General features: G+C 67.5%; 13 protein-coding genes. 10 read left to right on the top strand and 3 right to left on the bottom strand.

From position 1 onward, the window contains the following. Nucleotides 1-3: 3 nt before the first annotated feature. Nucleotides 4-3,447, bottom strand: a complete 3,444-nt coding sequence (locus EBL85_RS09820) for a sulfite exporter TauE/SafE family protein (protein WP_223806110.1) — start codon at nucleotides 3,445-3,447, stop codon at nucleotides 4-6. A gap of 91 nt (nucleotides 3,448-3,538) precedes the next feature. Next, nucleotides 3,539-4,819 (bottom strand): dicarboxylate/amino acid:cation symporter, encoded by a 1,281-nt coding sequence (locus EBL85_RS09815; RefSeq protein WP_123142812.1) that lies wholly within the window; start codon nucleotides 4,817-4,819, stop codon nucleotides 3,539-3,541. A gap of 523 nt (nucleotides 4,820-5,342) precedes the next feature. Here EBL85_RS09815 and EBL85_RS09810 point away from each other — a divergent pair. Both EBL85_RS09810 and EBL85_RS09805 read left to right on the top strand, forming a co-directional pair. Beyond that, the gene (locus EBL85_RS09810; RefSeq protein ID WP_062274840.1) at nucleotides 5,343-5,678 is read left to right on the top strand and encodes a hypothetical protein; all 336 of its coding nucleotides are present in this window, start codon (nucleotides 5,343-5,345) and stop codon (nucleotides 5,676-5,678) included. A gap of 498 nt (nucleotides 5,679-6,176) precedes the next feature. Then, on the top strand, nucleotides 6,177-8,105 hold the full coding sequence (locus tag EBL85_RS09805; RefSeq protein WP_123142811.1) for a methyl-accepting chemotaxis protein: 1,929 nt from the start codon (nucleotides 6,177-6,179) through the stop codon (nucleotides 8,103-8,105). Between the two features lie 13 nt (nucleotides 8,106-8,118). Here EBL85_RS09805 and EBL85_RS09800 read toward each other — a convergent pair whose 3' ends face one another. Then, on the bottom strand, nucleotides 8,119-8,679 hold the full coding sequence (locus tag EBL85_RS09800; protein WP_123141049.1) for a DUF1566 domain-containing protein: 561 nt from the start codon (nucleotides 8,677-8,679) through the stop codon (nucleotides 8,119-8,121). 555 nt (nucleotides 8,680-9,234) lie between these two features. Here EBL85_RS09800 and EBL85_RS09795 point away from each other — a divergent pair. From EBL85_RS09795 to EBL85_RS09760, 8 genes are all read left to right on the top strand, one after another. Next, the gene (locus tag EBL85_RS09795) at nucleotides 9,235-9,600 is read left to right on the top strand and encodes a response regulator (RefSeq protein WP_062274831.1); all 366 of its coding nucleotides are present in this window, start codon (nucleotides 9,235-9,237) and stop codon (nucleotides 9,598-9,600) included. Between the two features lie 35 nt (nucleotides 9,601-9,635). After that, the gene (locus EBL85_RS09790; protein WP_123142810.1) at nucleotides 9,636-11,810 is read left to right on the top strand and encodes a chemotaxis protein CheW; all 2,175 of its coding nucleotides are present in this window, start codon (nucleotides 9,636-9,638) and stop codon (nucleotides 11,808-11,810) included. Nucleotides 11,811-11,857: 47 nt separating this feature from the next. Beyond that, nucleotides 11,858-12,361: a chemotaxis protein CheW gene (locus EBL85_RS09785; protein ID WP_123141047.1), complete on the top strand. Its 504-nt coding sequence runs from the start codon at nucleotides 11,858-11,860 to the stop codon at nucleotides 12,359-12,361. A gap of 57 nt (nucleotides 12,362-12,418) precedes the next feature. Further along, the gene (locus tag EBL85_RS09780; RefSeq protein WP_123142809.1) at nucleotides 12,419-14,659 is read left to right on the top strand and encodes a methyl-accepting chemotaxis protein; all 2,241 of its coding nucleotides are present in this window, start codon (nucleotides 12,419-12,421) and stop codon (nucleotides 14,657-14,659) included. A gap of 145 nt (nucleotides 14,660-14,804) precedes the next feature. Beyond that, complete coding sequence (locus EBL85_RS09775; protein ID WP_123142808.1) at nucleotides 14,805-15,647, top strand: protein-glutamate O-methyltransferase CheR; 843 nt, start codon at nucleotides 14,805-14,807, stop codon at nucleotides 15,645-15,647. A gap of 2 nt (nucleotides 15,648-15,649) precedes the next feature. Next, entirely contained in the window at nucleotides 15,650-16,261 is a 612-nt protein-coding gene (gene cheD / locus EBL85_RS09770; RefSeq protein WP_123141044.1) for a chemoreceptor glutamine deamidase CheD, read from the top strand. An 88-nt stretch (nucleotides 16,262-16,349) separates the two neighbouring features. Then, nucleotides 16,350-17,546, top strand: coding sequence for a methyl-accepting chemotaxis protein (locus EBL85_RS09765; protein WP_123142807.1), 1,197 nt, complete (start codon nucleotides 16,350-16,352; stop codon nucleotides 17,544-17,546). A gap of 22 nt (nucleotides 17,547-17,568) precedes the next feature. Next, the coding region (locus tag EBL85_RS09760) for a response regulator (protein ID WP_123142830.1) at nucleotides 17,569-17,949 on the top strand (381 nt) is incomplete at its 3' end.

Genomic DNA, 17,949 nt, shown 5'->3' with positions numbered 1-17,949 from the left:
GCCTCAGCCCGGCGGCAGCAGGATCTCCACCCGTTCGGCCCCGGCCCGCCCGGCGAAGAACTCAATGTCCTCGGCGATGGCACGCCAGCACTCCGGCTCGATCCGCGCGAGCGGGCCGGTGGCGGTGGCGCGGTAGTGCAACCGCCCGTCGCGCAGCGTGATGTCGATGCCGAGCTGCACCGCGGCGGCGGGGGCCCTCGCCGGTCTGAGCGCGAGTCTGAGCGCGCAGGCATTGGTCGCCAGCCGTGGCGCCAGGGTCTCGACCTGTGCCAGGCGGCAGCCGGGCTCGGCGCTGCGCAGGCGTAGCGCGTGGGCGAGTTCGCGCTCGCAGAAACGCTGCATCGCCCGCTCGATCCCGTGCACCCGACGCTGGGCCTCGTGTACCCGCCAGGGTGCCGCGCGCTCGTCGCGGAGTTGCTCGCGCAGCACCCGACGCAGCCGGTCGAAGGCCTTGGGCTGGGTGCCGCTGTGGATCCCCCGACGCAGCATCGCGCGCATGTTCTCGCCGTGCTCGCCGATCACCGCCGGCTCGATCCCCGGGCGCAGGGCCGGCCCCGAGCGCGGGTGGTTGGCGGCATAGATCTTCCAGTTCTCCTTCAGCTCCCAGACCAGGAAGCCGGCCAGCCCCGGCAGCAGCAGCACGGTGAGGGTGGCGAAGGGGTAGGCGATGAGCTTCGGCAGTACCGACTCGGTGAGCGCCACCAGCACCCCGGTGATCGCCGGCAGGAAGGGTAGCAGCAGCTTGTGGGCGATGGTGACCAGCGGGAAGTGCTTGATCGGGTTGACCTGGGGCTCGACCAGCACGGTGACGTAGAACTGGATCAGTGACTGCATCAGGTTCCACAGCGGCGCCAGCAGCGACTTGAGCAGCAGCTCGGGCAGCGACTCGGCGAGATGGTGGCTGAGCAGTTCCTCGATGCGATGCAGCCCCTGCTGGAAGCGCCGGGTGAACTCCTTGAAGAAGTCGAGCAGGGCCTTGACCAGCCCGATCACCAGGGTCTGGTTGACGCGGCGCAGAAAGCCGCCGAGCGCGCTCACCGTCTGATCGACCAGCCGCCGCCCGAGCGGGGTGTTGTTGATCAGGATGCCGAGGGTGAAGGCCAGCCCGAACAAGGGTGCGCCGGGCTCGATGGCGAGCCCCTCGACCAGGCCGGCCAGCCCGATCAGCGGCAGCAGCGCCAGGGTGCCGGTGAGCAGCGGGCGCAGCAGGTTGTGGTCGAGCGCGCGGATGGCGCGGGTGGCGAGCAGGTTGGCCATCGGGCGCCAGCGCAGCAGCCGTCGCACCCCGTCGAACAGCAACAGTCGCAGCAGGGTGCCGAGCCCCTGCCAGAGGGCGATGAAGAACCGCCGGCCAATGCGGGTGTAGACGCCGAGGTTGACCATCAGTGCCACCAGGGCGACCAGCCACAGCGGTGCCAGCTCGGGGTGGCTCTCGGGCGGGACGAGCAGGCCGACGAGCAGGTCGAGGGTCTTGAGACCGAGGAAGGCCAGCCCGAAGGGCAGCAGCAGGTGGCGCATCGCCAGGCGTCCGCCGGGGGTGCCGAAGAGCGGCGCACTGAGCTGTTGCAGGCCCTTGATATAGAGTTCGCCGGGCTTGTAGAGGCCGGGCAGGGCGCGGGCGGCGGCGCGGTCGAAGCGCGCCAGACGATCGCCGCCGAGCAACTCGCGAGGACCGGGGTCGGGCAGGCGCAGGGTGTTGCGCGCGACGATGTCGCGCACATCGGTGAAACGCAGGTGGCGGCGGTGCTCGATGACATCGAGCAGCTCGCAGAGGAGCTTGTGCGCGGCGACCCGCTGACGGTGGTCGTCGGGGGTGAAGCCGGCCTCGTCGAGGATCCGCACGAGATGGGGGCGCAACTGGGTCTGCAATCGCTCGCTGTGACGCGCCGAGAGGGTGCGCAGCGGCGCGGCGCAGCGCTCGACCTCGGCCACCGTCCAGCCGATGCCGTCGAGTCTCGCCAGCCCGGTGTCGAGCGCGTGCAACGCCTTCAGCGTCGACTGGAAGGGGAGGATCTGGCGCAAGGGCTGGCGTCCGCCGCTCAATATCCAGCGCAAGGGCCGCAGTCGATAGTAGGTGGCGCGGCCCTCGTGCAGCACCTGCTCGAGCATCCGCAGCTGTGCCCGGGCGGCGCGGCAGCTGGCACCGTGGCGGTCCTCCTCGATCAGCCGGGCGATCAGCGCGCGCAGCGCCTGGGCCTCGCCCGGCGGCAGCTTCCAGCGCACCGCGATGAGGTCACCGAGTGCCTGGCGGGCGCGATCGATGCGGCGCGCGATGATCCGGGCGATCTGCTCGGCATCGGGCGCGCAGGGCTGGCCCATGCGCTGGAACAGCCGCTCGGCGTTGACCAGTTGCCACAGGGTCAGCGCATAGCGGTCGTTGAGTTCGGCGCGCTGGGCCATGCGGATGGCATGACGGAACAGCATCAGGTAGGGCGCCATCAGCACCGCCGGCAGCCCGCGGGTGCGCCGCTCGAGACGCAGCCCGAGGGCGAGCAGCGCGGCGAGCAGTGGACCCAGGGCGTTGAGCAGCCAGTCGCGCAGGCGCTGGTTCCAGCGCTGTCGGGGCAGCTGCGAGCCCTGATGGAGCGCGGCCAGGCAGGCCGAGTGCAAGGTGGCGGTGCGCGCGGGCGGCGCGCTGGCCGGTGTCGCCGGGGTCCGCGGCGCGGGCGGTGGCAGCGGGGCGCATACCCTCAGCCCCGGGTCGCCGGTGCCATAGGGCAGGGCGGTGGGCAGTGGCAGTTGGCGCGGCGCCTCGCCACAGGCGCGATCGGGGCGGGTGCGCGCGAGCAGCGCCGTGAGCCGGTCGCCGTCGGGGTCGAGATCGAGGGTCGCGAGCCAGGCATCGAGCGCCGCCCAGTCGGCGATCGCCGGGAACAGGAAGCCGCGCGTCCCCGGGGCGAAGCGGTGGAGCCGGACGAGCAGGGCGACGAAGGCGCGGCAGACGAGCGGGTCGGCGATGCCCTGGGGGATCAGCCCGTCGCGCCCCAGCACCTCGCGGATCTCGGCGAAGGCGCCGGCGCCGATCAGCTCGATGAGCGTGGCGGTGGCGCGGGTCGGCACCTGCTCGCCGGCGAGCTGCCAGGCGCGCGCCACCTCGGCCTCGAAGCGCCGGCCCCAGTAGTCGCGCAGCAGCCGCACGAACCCGGCACGGTCGAATCGCTGCTCGGGCGGGATCGGCAGCAGGATCACCTCGGCGGGCAGGTCGAGGCCCTCGATCACCGCCAGCGCCTCGGGGTTCTCGGTCTCGAGCCCGTGGAGGAAGTCGGCGCAGGGCATCAGCGCATAGATCGGCTCGGGGATGGAGCCTTCGTAGCCATGGGGACCGAGCTGCTTGGCCACCAGCCGCTCGATGGCGCGGGGGTGGAAGAGGAACACGCCTTCGGTGGGGCGGAGGACGCGGGAGCGGAAGGCGCGGGCGGTGCCGTCGTCGTCGGTGGGTTGCGACACGGTTGAGGTCATGCGCTCGGGGTGGAATGTTGACGGGAACGGCGCCGGATTCGACCGGCCGCCGTTCCGATGGTTCGCGCCGGGACGCCGATCAGCCTCGCACCGGTCCCTGGAGGATGCCCTGTTCGCCCTCGCTCTTGGCGATCAGCACCGCGCCGCAGGAGTCGCCGAAGACGTTCACCGAGGTGCGCATCATGTCGAGGATGCGGTCGACGGCGAGGATCAGACCGATGCCCTCGAGCGGCAGGCCGACGGCGGCGAGGATGATCGAGATCGCCACCAGGCTCGCCGCCGGGATCCCGGCCACCCCGATCGAGGTGGTCAGCGCCAGCAGTACCACGGTGATCTGGGTGGCGAGCCCGAGTTCGATGCCGTAGGCCTGGGCGATGAAGATGACCGCCACGCACTCGTAGAGCGCGGTGCCGTCCATGTTGACGGTGGCGCCGAGCGGCAGCACGAAGCTGGTGGTGCGGTTGGACACCCCGGCGTTCTTCTCCAGCGACTCCATGGTCAGCGGCAGGGTGGCCGAGGAAGAGGCGGTGGAGAAAGCGGTGAGCAGCGCGGCGCTCATCGCCTGATAGTGACGCAACGGGTTGAAGCCGGCGAGCAGCAACAACAGCGGCAGGGTGATGAAGAAGTGGATGCCGAGCGCGGCGACCACGGTGAGGAAGAACAGCGCCAGCGGGCCGAAGACCTCGATCCCCGAGTCGGCGACGGTCTTGGCCACCAGGGCGAAGACCCCGAGCGGGGCGAAGCGCATGATGAGGTCGGTGATCCGCATCATGATCGCGAACATGCCGCTCCAGAAGTCGGATTGGACCTTGGCGTGATCGCCTTCGATGCGGGTGAGATAGTAGCCGTAGAGCAGGCTGAAGAAGATCAGCCCGAGCATCTGGCCGGCACTGGCGGCGGCGACCACGTTGGTCGGGATCATGCGCAGGAAGACCTCGACGATGTCGCCGGCGTCCTTGTCGGCGAACTGCGCCTCGAACCCGGCGCGCTCGGCGCTCAAGCCGAAGACCTCCTGGGCCGAGCCCTCGACCACCCCGGGTTGCAGCAGGTTGACCACGAACAACCCGGCAAGCACCGCCAGCAGGGTGGTGAGCACGTAGTAGCCGATGGTCTTGGCCCCCAGACGCCCGAGATTGCGCGAGCCGCCGATGCCCGAGACGCCGACGATGATGGAGGAGACCACCAGGGGTACAATCAGCATCTTCAGGGCATTTAGGAACAATTGCCCGATGAAGTCGAAGATCGAATAGACGCTGACCCCGAGCAGGGTGGCCTCGCGACCGGCCAGCAGGCCGGCCGCGATGGCCAGGACGAGGGCGATGAGGATCTGCCAGTGGAGCTTGAGTTTGAAAAAGGCCATCGATGCCTCCGGCGTCGATCGGGTTGCCTGCCGGTGCGTCACCTGCGGGGCACCGCATCCCGATCGCTGTTCTAGTGATTAGGTCCTTGATCAGGCGTTGTTTTTCTTGCGTTTCGGGCGGTCGCGCGCGAGCGGTCCCGAGGGGACGGGTGGGTCGTTTCGCAGTCCCCGTGCGGTGGCGCGTCGATCATCGTCCCAACAATCGATCGCGCACTGACGGTGCGAGTCGCGGTATGTTCGGGGGTTGGACGCCCGAGTCCGCGGCGGAGCCGCTCCCAGGAGCGCGCCCAGCGAGCGGGTACGCGGCGGCGAGCGTCCGATTGATTCCGTCTCGGGAATCGATCAGCATCCCGGTGATGGCCAGTGGATCGCCGTTGGCCGCCACCGGGGGAGATCGTCTGCGTGCGGGATCATAGCATGGCTTCGTCAATGGTCCCGGCCGTGGCGGTGCCGTATGGAAACATCAGGCCGCGGGATGGATATGTCATCCGCGGCGTTCACACTGGAGCGATGACTGTCGACCATGCACTACCGAGTCTTTTATCTGTTCGAACGGGCGGGTGAGGCCGTCTCCTCGGCCAGCGCGGTGGAGATGAGCGCGCGGGCGATTCGCGAGCAGCTGCTACCGCGACTGCAGAGTGAGGACGACTATCTGGGGATCATCGATACCGACGAGAACGTGCTGCAGATCCTCTTCGAGCCCGCCGCATCGCGTTACTGGGTCGAGCTGCCGATCGATGCCGCCAAGGCCTCCTACGGCCGCCACATGGCGCTCGAGGAGCTCGAGGAGCTGATGCAGTGCCTGCCGCAGGTCTTCGACCGCGCGGCCATTCCGGGGCTCGAGTACCGCCCCTGGTGAGCTGGGTTCATCATCCGGCGCGACATCGCCCGCCATACGCGGCGGGCGATGTCGGCGCCCATGGTGGGACCGCGCTTGCCGCCCCTGTCCGGTGGTCGCTAAGATAGCCCGGACTGAGGCCGTCACCCCTGCTCGACAAGGACGATGCGCCGGTAGAGCATAAAGGATGACGGCGGCGTGCACTCGGTCTGCCCGTGACCGCCGCGATCTGCTCGATGTACATCCGGCAGGCATGTGGTATTGCGCTGTGTCGTACCCCCTCGCCCATATCGGTCGCGTCCCCTCCAGACTCCCCCAGTCAGGTCCAGGCACTGCCGTCACCCCCATGCGCGGGTGCTCTGTGTATGGCGTTGAGACCATGCGCGGCATTGCTGCGTACTTGTGGACCTCCGTGCCATCGATCAGATGGCATCCGCTGTCCGGTATGGCGGCGTGGTGCGCTGTTGCCCGGTGACCACCCGTCTTCGAGAGTCTCCATTCCCTTCCTAGGTCCCTGTGATGTTCCGATCCCTCTCGCTGAAGAAACGTCTACTCCTGATCATCGCCCTGTCCGGCACCCTGTTCCTGGTCATCGGCTTCGGCTCGCTGCAGTGGGTCAAGCAGCGCTTGACCGACGGCGTGGTGGCCGAGCGTGCCGAAACCCTGCGGCTGGTGCTCGACGAGCGGTTGCGCGCCAAGCAGGATTTCGGGGTGGGGGCGGTGTTCGCCCTGGCCCAGGATCCTCGGGTTGCCGCCATCCTGAGCGATCCGTCGCTGGGTACAGACGGGCTCGCGCGGATCTCGGCGCTCTATCGCGCCGAGACCAAGTATCACAACCTGCGTTTCAACCTGCGTGATCCCCAGGGGCGGGTGCTGGCGCGCAGCTGGACCCCGAAGGGTACGGACGCGCCGGCGGCGGTGCGCGCGCTCGCCGATCGCAAGCCGTGGGCCGGGCTCGAGGTCGGTGAGCTCGGCGTCAACATCCATGCCTTCGCACCGGTATTCGACGACGAGCGCTATCTGGGCAGTCTGGAGATGATCCAGGGTGTCGGCAGCGTCAGCCGCAACTTCCAGGCCGATGCGCTGCAGTATGTCCTGCTGATCGATGCCGATCGTGCCCGCGCCTTGCCCGCGCTGCGCAGCAATACCGCGGTGGGCGACTGGGTGCTGGCCAACGATCGCTGGTTCAATGCCGAGGCACTGGGCTTTGCGCGCAGCCTGATCGATGCCGATGGCCTCCTGCCGCATCAGTCCGAATGGGTCACCCCGGACTGGTTCGTGGTCGCCACGCCGGTGCTCGATGCCAACGGCACCCGTATCGGGGTGCACCTGATCGGCGAGCCGCGGACGCGACTCGAGCAGCGGGTGGCGAGCACCACCCTCTTGGCCTGGTTGCTCAACGGTATGTTGCTGGTGCTGCTGCTCGGGCTGGCCGGGGCCATCACCTGGGCGGTGCAGCGCTATGTCGCGCGTCCGATCAAGGGCGCCGTCGATCAGCTCGCGCTGATGGAGGCAGACCTGACGTTGCGTCTCGACATCACCAGCGATGACGAGATCGGTACCCTGTTCGGCGCGCTCAACCGCCACACCGAGACGCTGCACCGGATCATTCAGGAGGTGGCAGGGACCGCCACCGAGCTCGACGAATCGGCGCAGCAGTTGCTCGCCGCCGGTGATCAGACCATCGCGCTGGCGCGCGAGCAGCAGCAGGAGACCGATCATGTCGCCTCGGCGAGCACCGAGATGGCCGCCTCGGCGCGCTCGGTCTCGCAGCATGCCGATGATACCCGCGCCGCGGCCGAGGCCGCCGAACGCCACACCGCCGAGGGCGGCGAGGAGGTGCGCCGCACCACCGCCGCGATCGACCAACTGGCCACGCAGATGCATGAGATGCAGCCGGTGGTCGAACGTCTCGAGCGCGGTAGCGCCGGGATCGGGCAGGTGATCGAGGCGATCGCGGCGATCGCCGAGCAGACCAATCTGCTCGCGCTCAACGCCGCGATCGAGGCGGCGCGTGCCGGCGAGGCCGGGCGCGGTTTTGCGGTGGTCGCCGACGAGGTCCGCAACCTCTCCAACCGCACCCAGGAGTCGACCCGCGAGATCGCGGCCATCGTCGAGGAGCTGCAGCGCGCCGCCCACCAGGTCGCCGAGGCGATCCAGCACAGCAATGGCCAGGCCCAGGACTGCGCCACCCTGGCCGGCCGCGCCGGCGTGGCGCTCGAGGAGATCCGCTCCGGTGTCGGTGGGGTCAACGAGATGGGGCTGCAGATCGCCGCGGCCACGCGTGAGCAGCGCGAGGTGACCGAGAGCATCAGCGCGAGCATGGCGCGGATCCACCAACTCGCCGAGGAGAGTACCCAGGCGATGGAGCACGGTCAGCAGGTCAACGCCACCCTGGTCGAGCGCGCTCAGCGCCTGGAGGCGCTGGTCAAGCGCTTCAGTCTGTAGTCACCGGCCCGGCTCAGGGCGCGGCGGCCCCGTCCGGGGTCTCGCGCACCAGCCGGATCGCGCCTTCCTGCTCCTTGCTCATGCGATAACGGCTGCCGGCGAAGAAGCTCACCGCCCAGGCGCGGTCGAGCCCGCCGGTGTCCCCCGAGCTGGTCCAGAAGATGATCCCCGGGGTGTTGGGGAAGACCTGCGGGTTGACCGCCGGTCCGGGGTGACAGCGCTCGACGATGGTGGTGAGCTCATCGGCGCGCGGCAGGCGCCAGCCGTCGTCGCGTCGGGCGGCCAGCGCCTCGGCCGCGCGCCACGACCAGCTGCCGGGCCGACCGACGCAGTCGCGCCCGTCCCAGCGCTGGCCGAGCGCGCAGCGCTGCCAGTCGAGCCCGGTGGGCTGATGGCGCACCGCCTGGCCGTCCTCGATCGGGGTGAAATCGGCCGATGGCGTGGTCTGCGCCCGGTTGGGCAGGCAGATCCCGGCGGCGTCGGGGATCTCGGCGGGTTGCGGCGGTTGGGCCTGGAGTGGCGAGGTCAGGGCCAGGGTCGTGACGAGAGGGAGGAGCCGGGTACTGTGGGTCATGGTTCGAGAGGGTACGGCTGAACGGTGGTCTTGCGTCCGTGATGACTATACTATGGAGGCGCGAATGTGGATGCGGTCATTCGTCGCCGGACACGGGAACGACCTGAGTCGAGTCGCCGTGTCCGATCCGGTCCTCTTTTCAAAAGAGGCGGATTGGCCGTTAGCGCCGCGCTGGCGCACGTGCCGCGAAACAAGGAGCCCTGACGAACAGACCGTCCTTCATCATGTGCCATGTCGCCCTCAGGCCCGACTCAAGGGTCCCTTTCGTTTCATCCTATCCGCTGCTCGCCGCCGGCGTCGGCGTATCCCGCAGTCCCTTGGCTCTTGGCAGGAGCGTCCCCTTTGATCCTGTCCTCGACACACGGAGGTGTCCATCCGTCCGGCATCCACGAGATGATGCCGGGCGCCGACCCAGCACATCGCAAGGTTCCGGCTTGAGCTCGGGCGCGTCGCGTGCGCGACGGGATTCCGACGAGAGGTTGTTGCGTGCTTTTGTACGTATGACGTGTCCCCAGATGGGGGACACAGAGACAATCGAATTGGAATATTCTCTCGATGGCTAAGACGATTCTCACCGTGGACGATTCCGCCTCCATCCGCCAGATGGTCTCCTTCACCCTCAAGGAGGCCGGCTACAGTGTGACCGAGGCGGTCGATGGCCAAGACGGTCTCGACAAGGCGCGCGCGAGTCGCTTCGACCTGATCTTCACCGATCAGAACATGCCGCGGATGGACGGGGTGACACTGATCAAGCAGCTGCGTGCCTTGCCGAACTATCGATCGGTCCCGATCCTGATGCTGACCACCGAATCGGGCGATGCGATGAAGAGCCAGGGGCGGGCCGCTGGTGCGACCGGCTGGCTGGTCAAGCCCTTCGACCCGAAGAAGCTGCTGGAGGTCGTGCGCAAGGTGATCGGCTGACACGTCTCCCGGGCGACAAGGATTAAGGGGCGGACATGACCATCGATATGACCCGTTTCTATCAGGTCTTCTTCGACGAGGCCGGCGAGCATCTGGCCGAGATGGAGACCTTGCTGCTGGAGCTGGATATCGAGGCCCCCGATCCGGAGGTGCTCAATGCCATCTTCCGGGCCGCCCACTCGATCAAGGGCGGGGCGGGCACCTTCGGCTTTCACGACGTCGCCCGGGTGACGCACATCCTCGAGACCCTGCTCGACCGTCTGCGCAAGCACGAGCTGGCGCCGACGGTGGAGATGATCGACGCCACTCTCCAGGCCGGGGACCTGCTCAAGGCCCAGCTCGCCGCCCATCAGCGTGGCGAGGAATTCGAGGATCCGCAGATCGCCGAGGTCTGCGCCCGGCTCGAGCAGCTGTCCCAGGGCGGCGCGCTCGAGACCGTCCCCGAGCCGCCCGCTGGCCCCGCTGATCCGTGCGCCTGCTGGCGCCTGGTGTTCGCCGCCGACCTGCTCGGCGCGAGTGGAGACGAGCGCGAGGCCGGGCTGGCCGCGGCGCTCGCCGAACTCGGCGAACTCGAGCGCAATGTCCCCGCCGACGTCCCGTCCGATCGCCTGGCCTGGCGATTGTGCACCGAGGTCGAGCGTGAGGCCATCGTCGAGATCTTCGATTTTCTCTGCGATCCCGAGGAGGTCGAGATCACCCGCGAGGAGCAGACCGGCGGGGGCGAGGAGGAGGATGGCTTCGGGTTCTTCGAGGGGGCGCCGGGCAGCGATCGCGGCGCCGATCAGGAGCTCGACGGTTTCGGTCTGTTCGGCGGCAGCCCGGGCATGGATCAGGTCGCCGAGACTGCCGAGCGCGAGCGCGACGAGCAGCAGCAGGGGTTCGGCTTCTTCGAGACCGCGCCCGGCGCCCCCGAGGCCGCCCCCCCCGTCGAGGAACCCGCCACGCCGCGCTCACCGCCCGCGGCCGAGGGTGGGGCGGGGAGCAGGCCACCGGCGGGTGGCCGTCGCCAGCCGCAACCGGCCCCGGGCCGTCAGCCCCAGGGCGAGTCCTCGATCCGGGTCAGCGTCGAGAAGGTCGACCAGCTGATCAACCTGGTCGGCGAGCTGGTCATCACCCACGCGATGCTCGCCGAGTCGGCCTCCGCGCTCGATCCGGTCGCCCAGGAACGGATCTTCGACGGTCTGGCCAACCTCGAGCGCAACTCGCGCGACCTGCAGCAGGCGGTGATGTCGATCCGCATGATGCCGATCAGCTTCGTCTTCAATCGCTTCCCCCGGGTGGTGCGCGACACCGCCTCGGCACTCGGGAAGAAGGTCACGCTGAAGCTCATCGGCGAGGACACCGAGCTCGACAAGGGGCTGATCGAGCGTCTTGCCGACCCCCTCAACCACCTGGTTCGCAACAGCATCGATCACGGCATCGAGACCGCCCAGCAGCGCATCGAGCAGGGCAAGCCCGAGACCGGCGAGATCGTGCTCGCGGCCAGTCATCGCGGCGGCAATGTGGTCGTCGAGGTCAGCGACGACGGCGCCGGGCTCGATCGCGAGCGACTGCTCGCCAAGGCCGCCGAACGTGGCGTGGCGCTCCCCGACAACCCCACCGACAAGGAGGTCTGGCAGCTGATCTTCGCCCCCGGGTTCTCGACGGCGAAGGCGGTCACCGACATCTCCGGGCGCGGTGTCGGGATGGATGTGGTGCGCCGTAACATCGAGGCGATGAACGGTCGCGTCGAGATCGACTCCGAGCCGGGGCGCGGCACGCGCATCACCATCCGCCTGCCGCTGACCCTGGCGATCCTCGATGGCATGTCGGTGCGGGTCTGCAATGAGACCTTCATCCTCCCGCTGACGGTGATCCGCGAGTCGATCCGGCCGCAGGCGGGACAATGCAAGACCCTGGCCGGAAAGGGCAAGGTGGTGCACGTCGGCGAGGAATATCTACCGCTCGTCGCCCTGCACCAGATCTTCGGACTGAGCCGTCAGCAGGTCGCCGCCGAGGAGACCATCCTGGTGATCATCGAGTCCAACGAGGGGCGCGCCGCGCTGCAGGTCGACGAGCTGCTCGCCCAGCACCAGGTCGTGATCAAGAGCCTGGAGACCAACTATCGCAAGGTCGAGGGGATCTCCGGGGCGACCATCATGGGCGATGGGCGGGTCGCCATGATTCTCGACGTCGACGCCCTGGTCCGGCTCAGTCGCAAGACGCCCTGACCATCATCCACACCGCATCGGAGGAGTAGGGTCCCGTGGAGGAACCGATGAACGAAGACTCTCAGGATTCGACGACCGTCAACAGCGAGGACTCGCGCGAGTATCTCACCTTTACCCTGGGCGACGAGGAATATGGCATCGATATCCTCAACGTGCAGGAGATCCGCGGCTACGACACCGTCACCAAGATCGCCAACTCGCCGCACTTCATCAAGGGCGTGATCAACATGCGCGGGGTGATCGTGCCGATCATCGACATGCGCCTGAAGTTCGAACTCGGCGAGGTCGAGTACAACCAGTTCACCGTGGTGATCATCCTCAACATCACCGGGCGCGTGGTCGGCATGGTGGTTGACGGCGTCTCCGACGTCATCGCGCTGCACCACGAGCAGATCCGTTCGGCGCCCGAGTTCGGGGCCGTGCTCGATACCGCCTATATCGATGGTCTGGCCACGCTCGAGGAGCGCATGGTGATCATGGTCAACATCGAGCGGCTGATGAACAGCGAGGAGATGGGGCTGGTCGATCAGGCACGCGCGAGTGCCGAGTGAGCGCGTCGCCGCGTGCGCGGTGGCGTCGGTAATCGAGAGCATGACGGGAGAGCCGACATGGGGAATTTGAAGGTCGCGACACGCTTGGGCTTGGGTTTCGGCATCGTGCTGGTGCTGCTGGGTGTGGTCGGGTTCATTGGCATCAGCAAGATCTACGGCATCAATCGCAACATCGACACCATCACCCAGGACCTGTTCCCGAAAACGGTCTATGCCAACAACGTCATCGATAGTGTCAATGCGGTGGCCCGCTCGGTACGCAACATTCTGATCGACAACGATCGGCTGAAGATGCAGCGCGAGATGGATGCGATCGAGCAGCGCGGGCGCGAGATCACCAAGAACCTCGATCAGCTCGAGTCGACGATCACGTCACAGGAAGGGGTGCGTCGCCTGGAGGCGACTCGCGAGACCCGCGCGGCCTATCTCGACGCCCAGTCGCGACTGATGGGGCTGCTGCGCGACGGTCAGCGCGAGGCGGCCAAGGCGCTGCTCGAGACCGAGGTCGAGGACGCCCAGGAGGACTATCTGCACGCGATCGCGGCGCTGATCACCTTCCAGACCGATCTGATGCGCGAGGCCGGCGAGGATGCGCAGCAGAACGTCGACTCGGCCACCACCCAGGTGCTGCTGCTGTGCGTGATCGCGCTGGTGGTGGGCATTGCCGTCGGCTTCTGGATCGTGCGCGGGCTGATGCGCCAGCTCGGCGGCGAGCCCGACTACGCCGCCTCCATGGTTCGGGTGATCGCCGCCGGCGATCTCTCCCAGACCATCCATACCAAGCCCGATGACAACAGCAGCTTGCTGTACTCGCTGCAGCGTATGCAGGAGACGCTGAAGAGCCTGGTCGGCGAGATCGCCCAGGTGGTCGAGGCGGCCGCCATGGGTGACTTCTCCAAGCGGATCGATCTCACCGACAAGCAGGGCTTCGGCAAGGACGTCGGCGTCAACATCAACCAGCTCTCCGATACCACCGAGACCGGTCTCAACGACATTACCCGAGTGGCCGATGCGCTTGCCGCCGGCGATCTGTCGCAGTCGATCACCCGCGACTATCCGGGACTGTTCGGTCGCACCAAGGCCGGGGTCAACGGCTCGGTGACCTCGATGACCAATGTCGTCAACGAGATCCGCAGCATCGTCGATGCGGCCACCCAGGGCGACTTCAGCGTGCGCCTCGACCTCGCCGGCAAGCAGGGCTTCGCGCGTGAGATCGGGCAGATGCTCAATCAGCTCTCCGACACCACCGAGGTCGGGCTCAAGGACGTGATGCGGGTCTCCAAGGCGCTCGCCGAGGGTGATCTGACCCAGAGCATCAACAAGGACTATCCCGGGTTGTTCGGCGAGACCAAGGACGGGGTCAACACCACGGTGGCCAATCTGCAGCAGCTGGTGCTGCGCATCAAGGAGTCGGTCGACACCATCAGCACCGCCTCCAACGAGATCGCCACCGGCAACCAGGACCTCAGCCAGCGCACCGAGGAGCAGGCCAGCTCGTTGGAGGAGACCGCCAGCTCGATGGAGGAGCTCACCAGCACGGTCAAGCAGAATGCCGACAACGCCCGTCAGGCCAACCAGCTCTCGGTGACCTCCTCCGAGGTCGCGGTCAAGGGCGGCGCCGTGGTGCAGGCCTCGGTCGAGACCATGGCGGCGATCTCCGAGGCCAGCAAGAAGATCGCCGACATCATCGGGGTGATCGACGGCATCGCCTTCCAGACCAATATCCTCGCGCTCAATGCCGCGGTCGAGGCCGCCCGCGCCGGCGAGCAGGGCCGCGGCTTCGCGGTGGTCGCCGCCGAGGTGCGCAACCTCGCCCAGCGCTCGGCCAACGCCGCCAAGGAGATCAAGACCCTGATCACCGACAGCGTCGAGAAGGTCGACTCGGGTACCGCCCAGGTCAACGAGGCCGGCGAGCGCATGGATGAGATCGTCACCTCGATCAAGCGCGTCACCGACATCATGGCCGAGATCTCCGCCGCCTCCGACGAGCAGTCGACCGGCATCGAGCAGATCAATCAGGCGGTCACCCAGATGGACGACGTCACCCAGCAGAACGCCGCGCTGGTCGAGGAGGCCGCGGCCGCGGCCGAGTCGCTCGAGGAGCAGGCCCGTGCCCTGGCCAAGGTGGTCTCGGTGTTCAAGGTCGATCAGGGGCTGGTCGCGCAGGGCATGGCGCCGCGTACTGTCGCCACCGTCCCGAGCGCGCGGCCGGCGGCCAAGCGCCCGCTTGCGCCGACCAAGCAGAAGAAGATGGTCGCGCCGCCTGCCGGTGACGACGGCGACTGGGAGGAGTTCTGAGTCCGTCCCGAGGTCGTCGCGCGGCATTTGCCGCGCCCGGCGACCGGGTCGTTCGCCCGGGGCCGCCGGCGCATCCGCGCTGGCGGTACGAGTGGTCCTAAGGACGGGACCGCGCCGTGGCGCGGCCTGCCGGTGAGCGCAGACGATGCACGAGCGCGAGTTCCCCTTCACCAGTCATGATTTCGAGCGGATTCGGAAGCTGATCTACACCTATGCCGGCATCTCGCTGCACGCCGGCAAGGCCGACATGGTCTACAGCCGGATTACCCGGCGCCTGCGGGCCACCGGGCTGCGCTCGTTCGAGGACTATCTCGAGCGCCTGGTGAGCGATGCCGAGGAGTGGCAACACTTCGTCAATTCGCTGACCACCAATCTCACCTCGTTCTTTCGCGAGTCGCATCACTTCCCGATCCTCGCCGAGCATGTCCAGACGCTGCACGCGCAGACGCGTCGCCCGCTGAAGCTGTGGTCGGCGGCCTGCTCCACCGGCGAGGAGCCCTACTCGATGGCGATGACCATGATCGACACCTTCGGCAGCTGGTCGCCCCCGGTGCGCATCCTCGCCACCGATCTCGACACCAATGTGCTCGAGCAGGCGCAGGCCGGGGTTTACTCGGCCGAGCGGGTCGAGCGACTGCCGCGCGATCTGGTGAGACGCTTCTTCCTGCGCGGGCGCGGCACCAACGCCGGGATGGTGCGGGTGAATCCGGCGGTTCGCGCGCTGGTGCGCTTCAGGCCGTTCAATCTGCTCCAGACCCAATGGCCGATGCAGGGCCCCTTCGCGGCGGTGTTCTGTCGAAATGTGCTGATTTATTTCGACAAGCCGACCCAATATCGACTGATGCAGCGACTCCACCCGCTGCTCTACCCGCAGGGGTTGCTGTTCGTCGGTCACTCGGAGAGCTTGCTGCACGCGGCTGATCTGTTTCGCCCCCGGGGGCAGACCGTGTGCATCCCCGTTGCGCGACCATCAGGACGTACGAGGTGAGCATGAATGGCGGTTTCGAGGAGGTCCTCGCCCCCAATCTCTACTACGACCGGCATTTCGACATGGATGCCGTCAAGATTCTGCCGGGCGAGTACTATGTCTCCAATCGTGACCTGTTGATGGTGACCGTGCTCGGCTCCTGTGTCGGCGCCTGCGTGCGCGACCGGGCCAGCGGGATCGGCGGGATCAATCACTTCATGCTGCCCGATGACAAGCGCGAGGAGGATGAGCGTTTCGGGCGCTCGATGCGCTACGGGGACTATGCGATGGAGATGCTCATCAACCAACTGCTGAAGCTCGGCGCGCGGCGCCACAACCTCGAGGCCAAGGTCTTCGGGGGGGGTAACGTGTTGCCGGGGTTCAAGAGCAATATGGTCGGGGAGCGCAACGCGGACTTCGTGATCGACTATCTCGATACCGAAGGGATACCCTTGGTCGCACGCGACCTGCTCGGCAACTATCCACGCAAGATCTATTTCTTTCCCTCCTCCGGCAAGGTTTTGGTCAAGCGGCTGCGCAGCCTGCACAACGACACCATCATCGAGCGCGAACTGACCTACCGGCAGCGGCTGCGTCAATCCAAGGTGGAGGGTGAAGTGGAGCTGTTTTCCTGAAACCCGGCGCGACGACGCGTGTCGTCGCGCCCTCGATCCGGCCGCCGTGAGACGTCGACAGCGGGCATCGGCCAAGCATGGAGGAGATATGTCGAAGTTGAAGCCGTATTGGCCACCGCTCGCGCTCGGCCTGGTCGTGCTGCTGCAACAGGTGCTGCTGCCGGGATTGATCCCGCCCTGGCTGGGCACGCTGCTCCTGGCGCTGGGGTGGGCCGGTACGCTGTGGTGGAGGCTGCGTCCCGGGCAGCCGCCCGCGCGGCAGGAATCGACGCCGGAGCATGCCCGGGCCGATCGCGAGCTGTGGGAGCTGGTGCGCGAGATCGATGCGCTGATCGTCCCCGAGATGGCCGAGCTGCGCGAGCTCATCGGTCAGGTCGATGGGCTGGTCGAGCAGGCGTCGAGCGATCTGCAGGCGAGTTTCCAGGGGCTCTCGGATACCTCCAAGACCCAGCAGGATCTGGTGATGCGTCTGGTGCAGGGGATGTCCGGCGGCGAGGACGATGCCGCCGGCGAGGTGGCGCACATCGACATGAACGTCTTTCTCGAGGAGAACAGCAGGCTGCTCGAGGAGAACGTCGCCCGGCTGATCGACATGGGCAAGCACAGCGTCCAGGTGGTCCACCAGATCGAGGATCTCTCGGCGCAGATCGACGGCATCTTCACCGGACTCGACGGCGCCACCAAGATCGCCCGTCAGACCAACCTGCTGGCGCTCAACGCGGCGATCGAGGCGGCCCGCGCCGGTGAGTCCGGGCGCGGCTTCTCGGTGGTGGCGCAGGAGGTGCGCAAGCTGTCGATGGATTCGGCGGCCTTCACCGAGCAGATCCGTGGTCAGGTCGAGCAGACCCAGGGGTTCTTCGCCGATACCCATGCCATCGTCGCGCGCATGGCCTCGCAGGACATGAACGCCTCGATCACCGCCAAGGGGGCGATGGACGACATGATCGAGCAGGTGCAGCTGCTGAATCAGAACGTTTCTTCCGGACTCGAGCAGCTCACCGCGATCGTCGATCGCATCCAGGTCAGTGTCGCCGATGCGGTGCGATTGCTGCAGTTCCAGGACATCGCCCATCAGGTGATGATGCGCGCCCAGGTGCGCATCGACTTCATGGAGCGCTTCGCCGCCGAGCTGCGCCAGTTGCCGCTGATCGAACCCTCGAGTTCCGGGGACGAGCTGGCCGCGGCGCGCGTGCGGCTCGAGCAGCTGCGTGGCGAGCTCGAGCAGACCGCGCATCGCTCGGTCACCCAGCAGTCGATGGATGAAGGCGAGATCGAGCTGTTCTGAACGCTGAGACGGGAGCTTCTTCGTGGGTAGACCGATTCGTGTCCTGGTAATCGATGATTCGGCGCTGGTGCGCAAGCTGCTCTCCGAGCTGCTCGAGGCCGCCCCCGACATCGATGTGGTGGGGACCGCGCAGGACCCCTATGTCGCGCGCGAGCGCATCAAGGCGCTCGATCCCGATGTGCTGACGCTCGATGTCGAGATGCCGCGCATGGACGGCCTGACCTTCCTGCGCAATCTCATGCGGTTGCACCCGATGCCGGTGGTGATGGTCTCGTCGCTGACCGAGCGCGGCGCCGAGGTTACCCTCCAGGCGCTCGAGCTCGGCGCCGTCGACTTCGTGTGCAAGCCCGCGCTCGATCTGAGCGGGCGGCTGCAGAACTATGCCGACGAGTTGATCGCCAAG

It is taken from the genome of Marichromatium sp. AB32 (genome assembly GCF_003718675.1).
In the GTDB taxonomy this organism is placed as follows: Bacteria; Pseudomonadota; Gammaproteobacteria; order Chromatiales; family Chromatiaceae; genus Marichromatium; species Marichromatium gracile.
The sequence above is the reverse complement of the archived record's forward strand: the minus strand, read 5'-3'. Positions and strand labels throughout refer to the sequence as shown.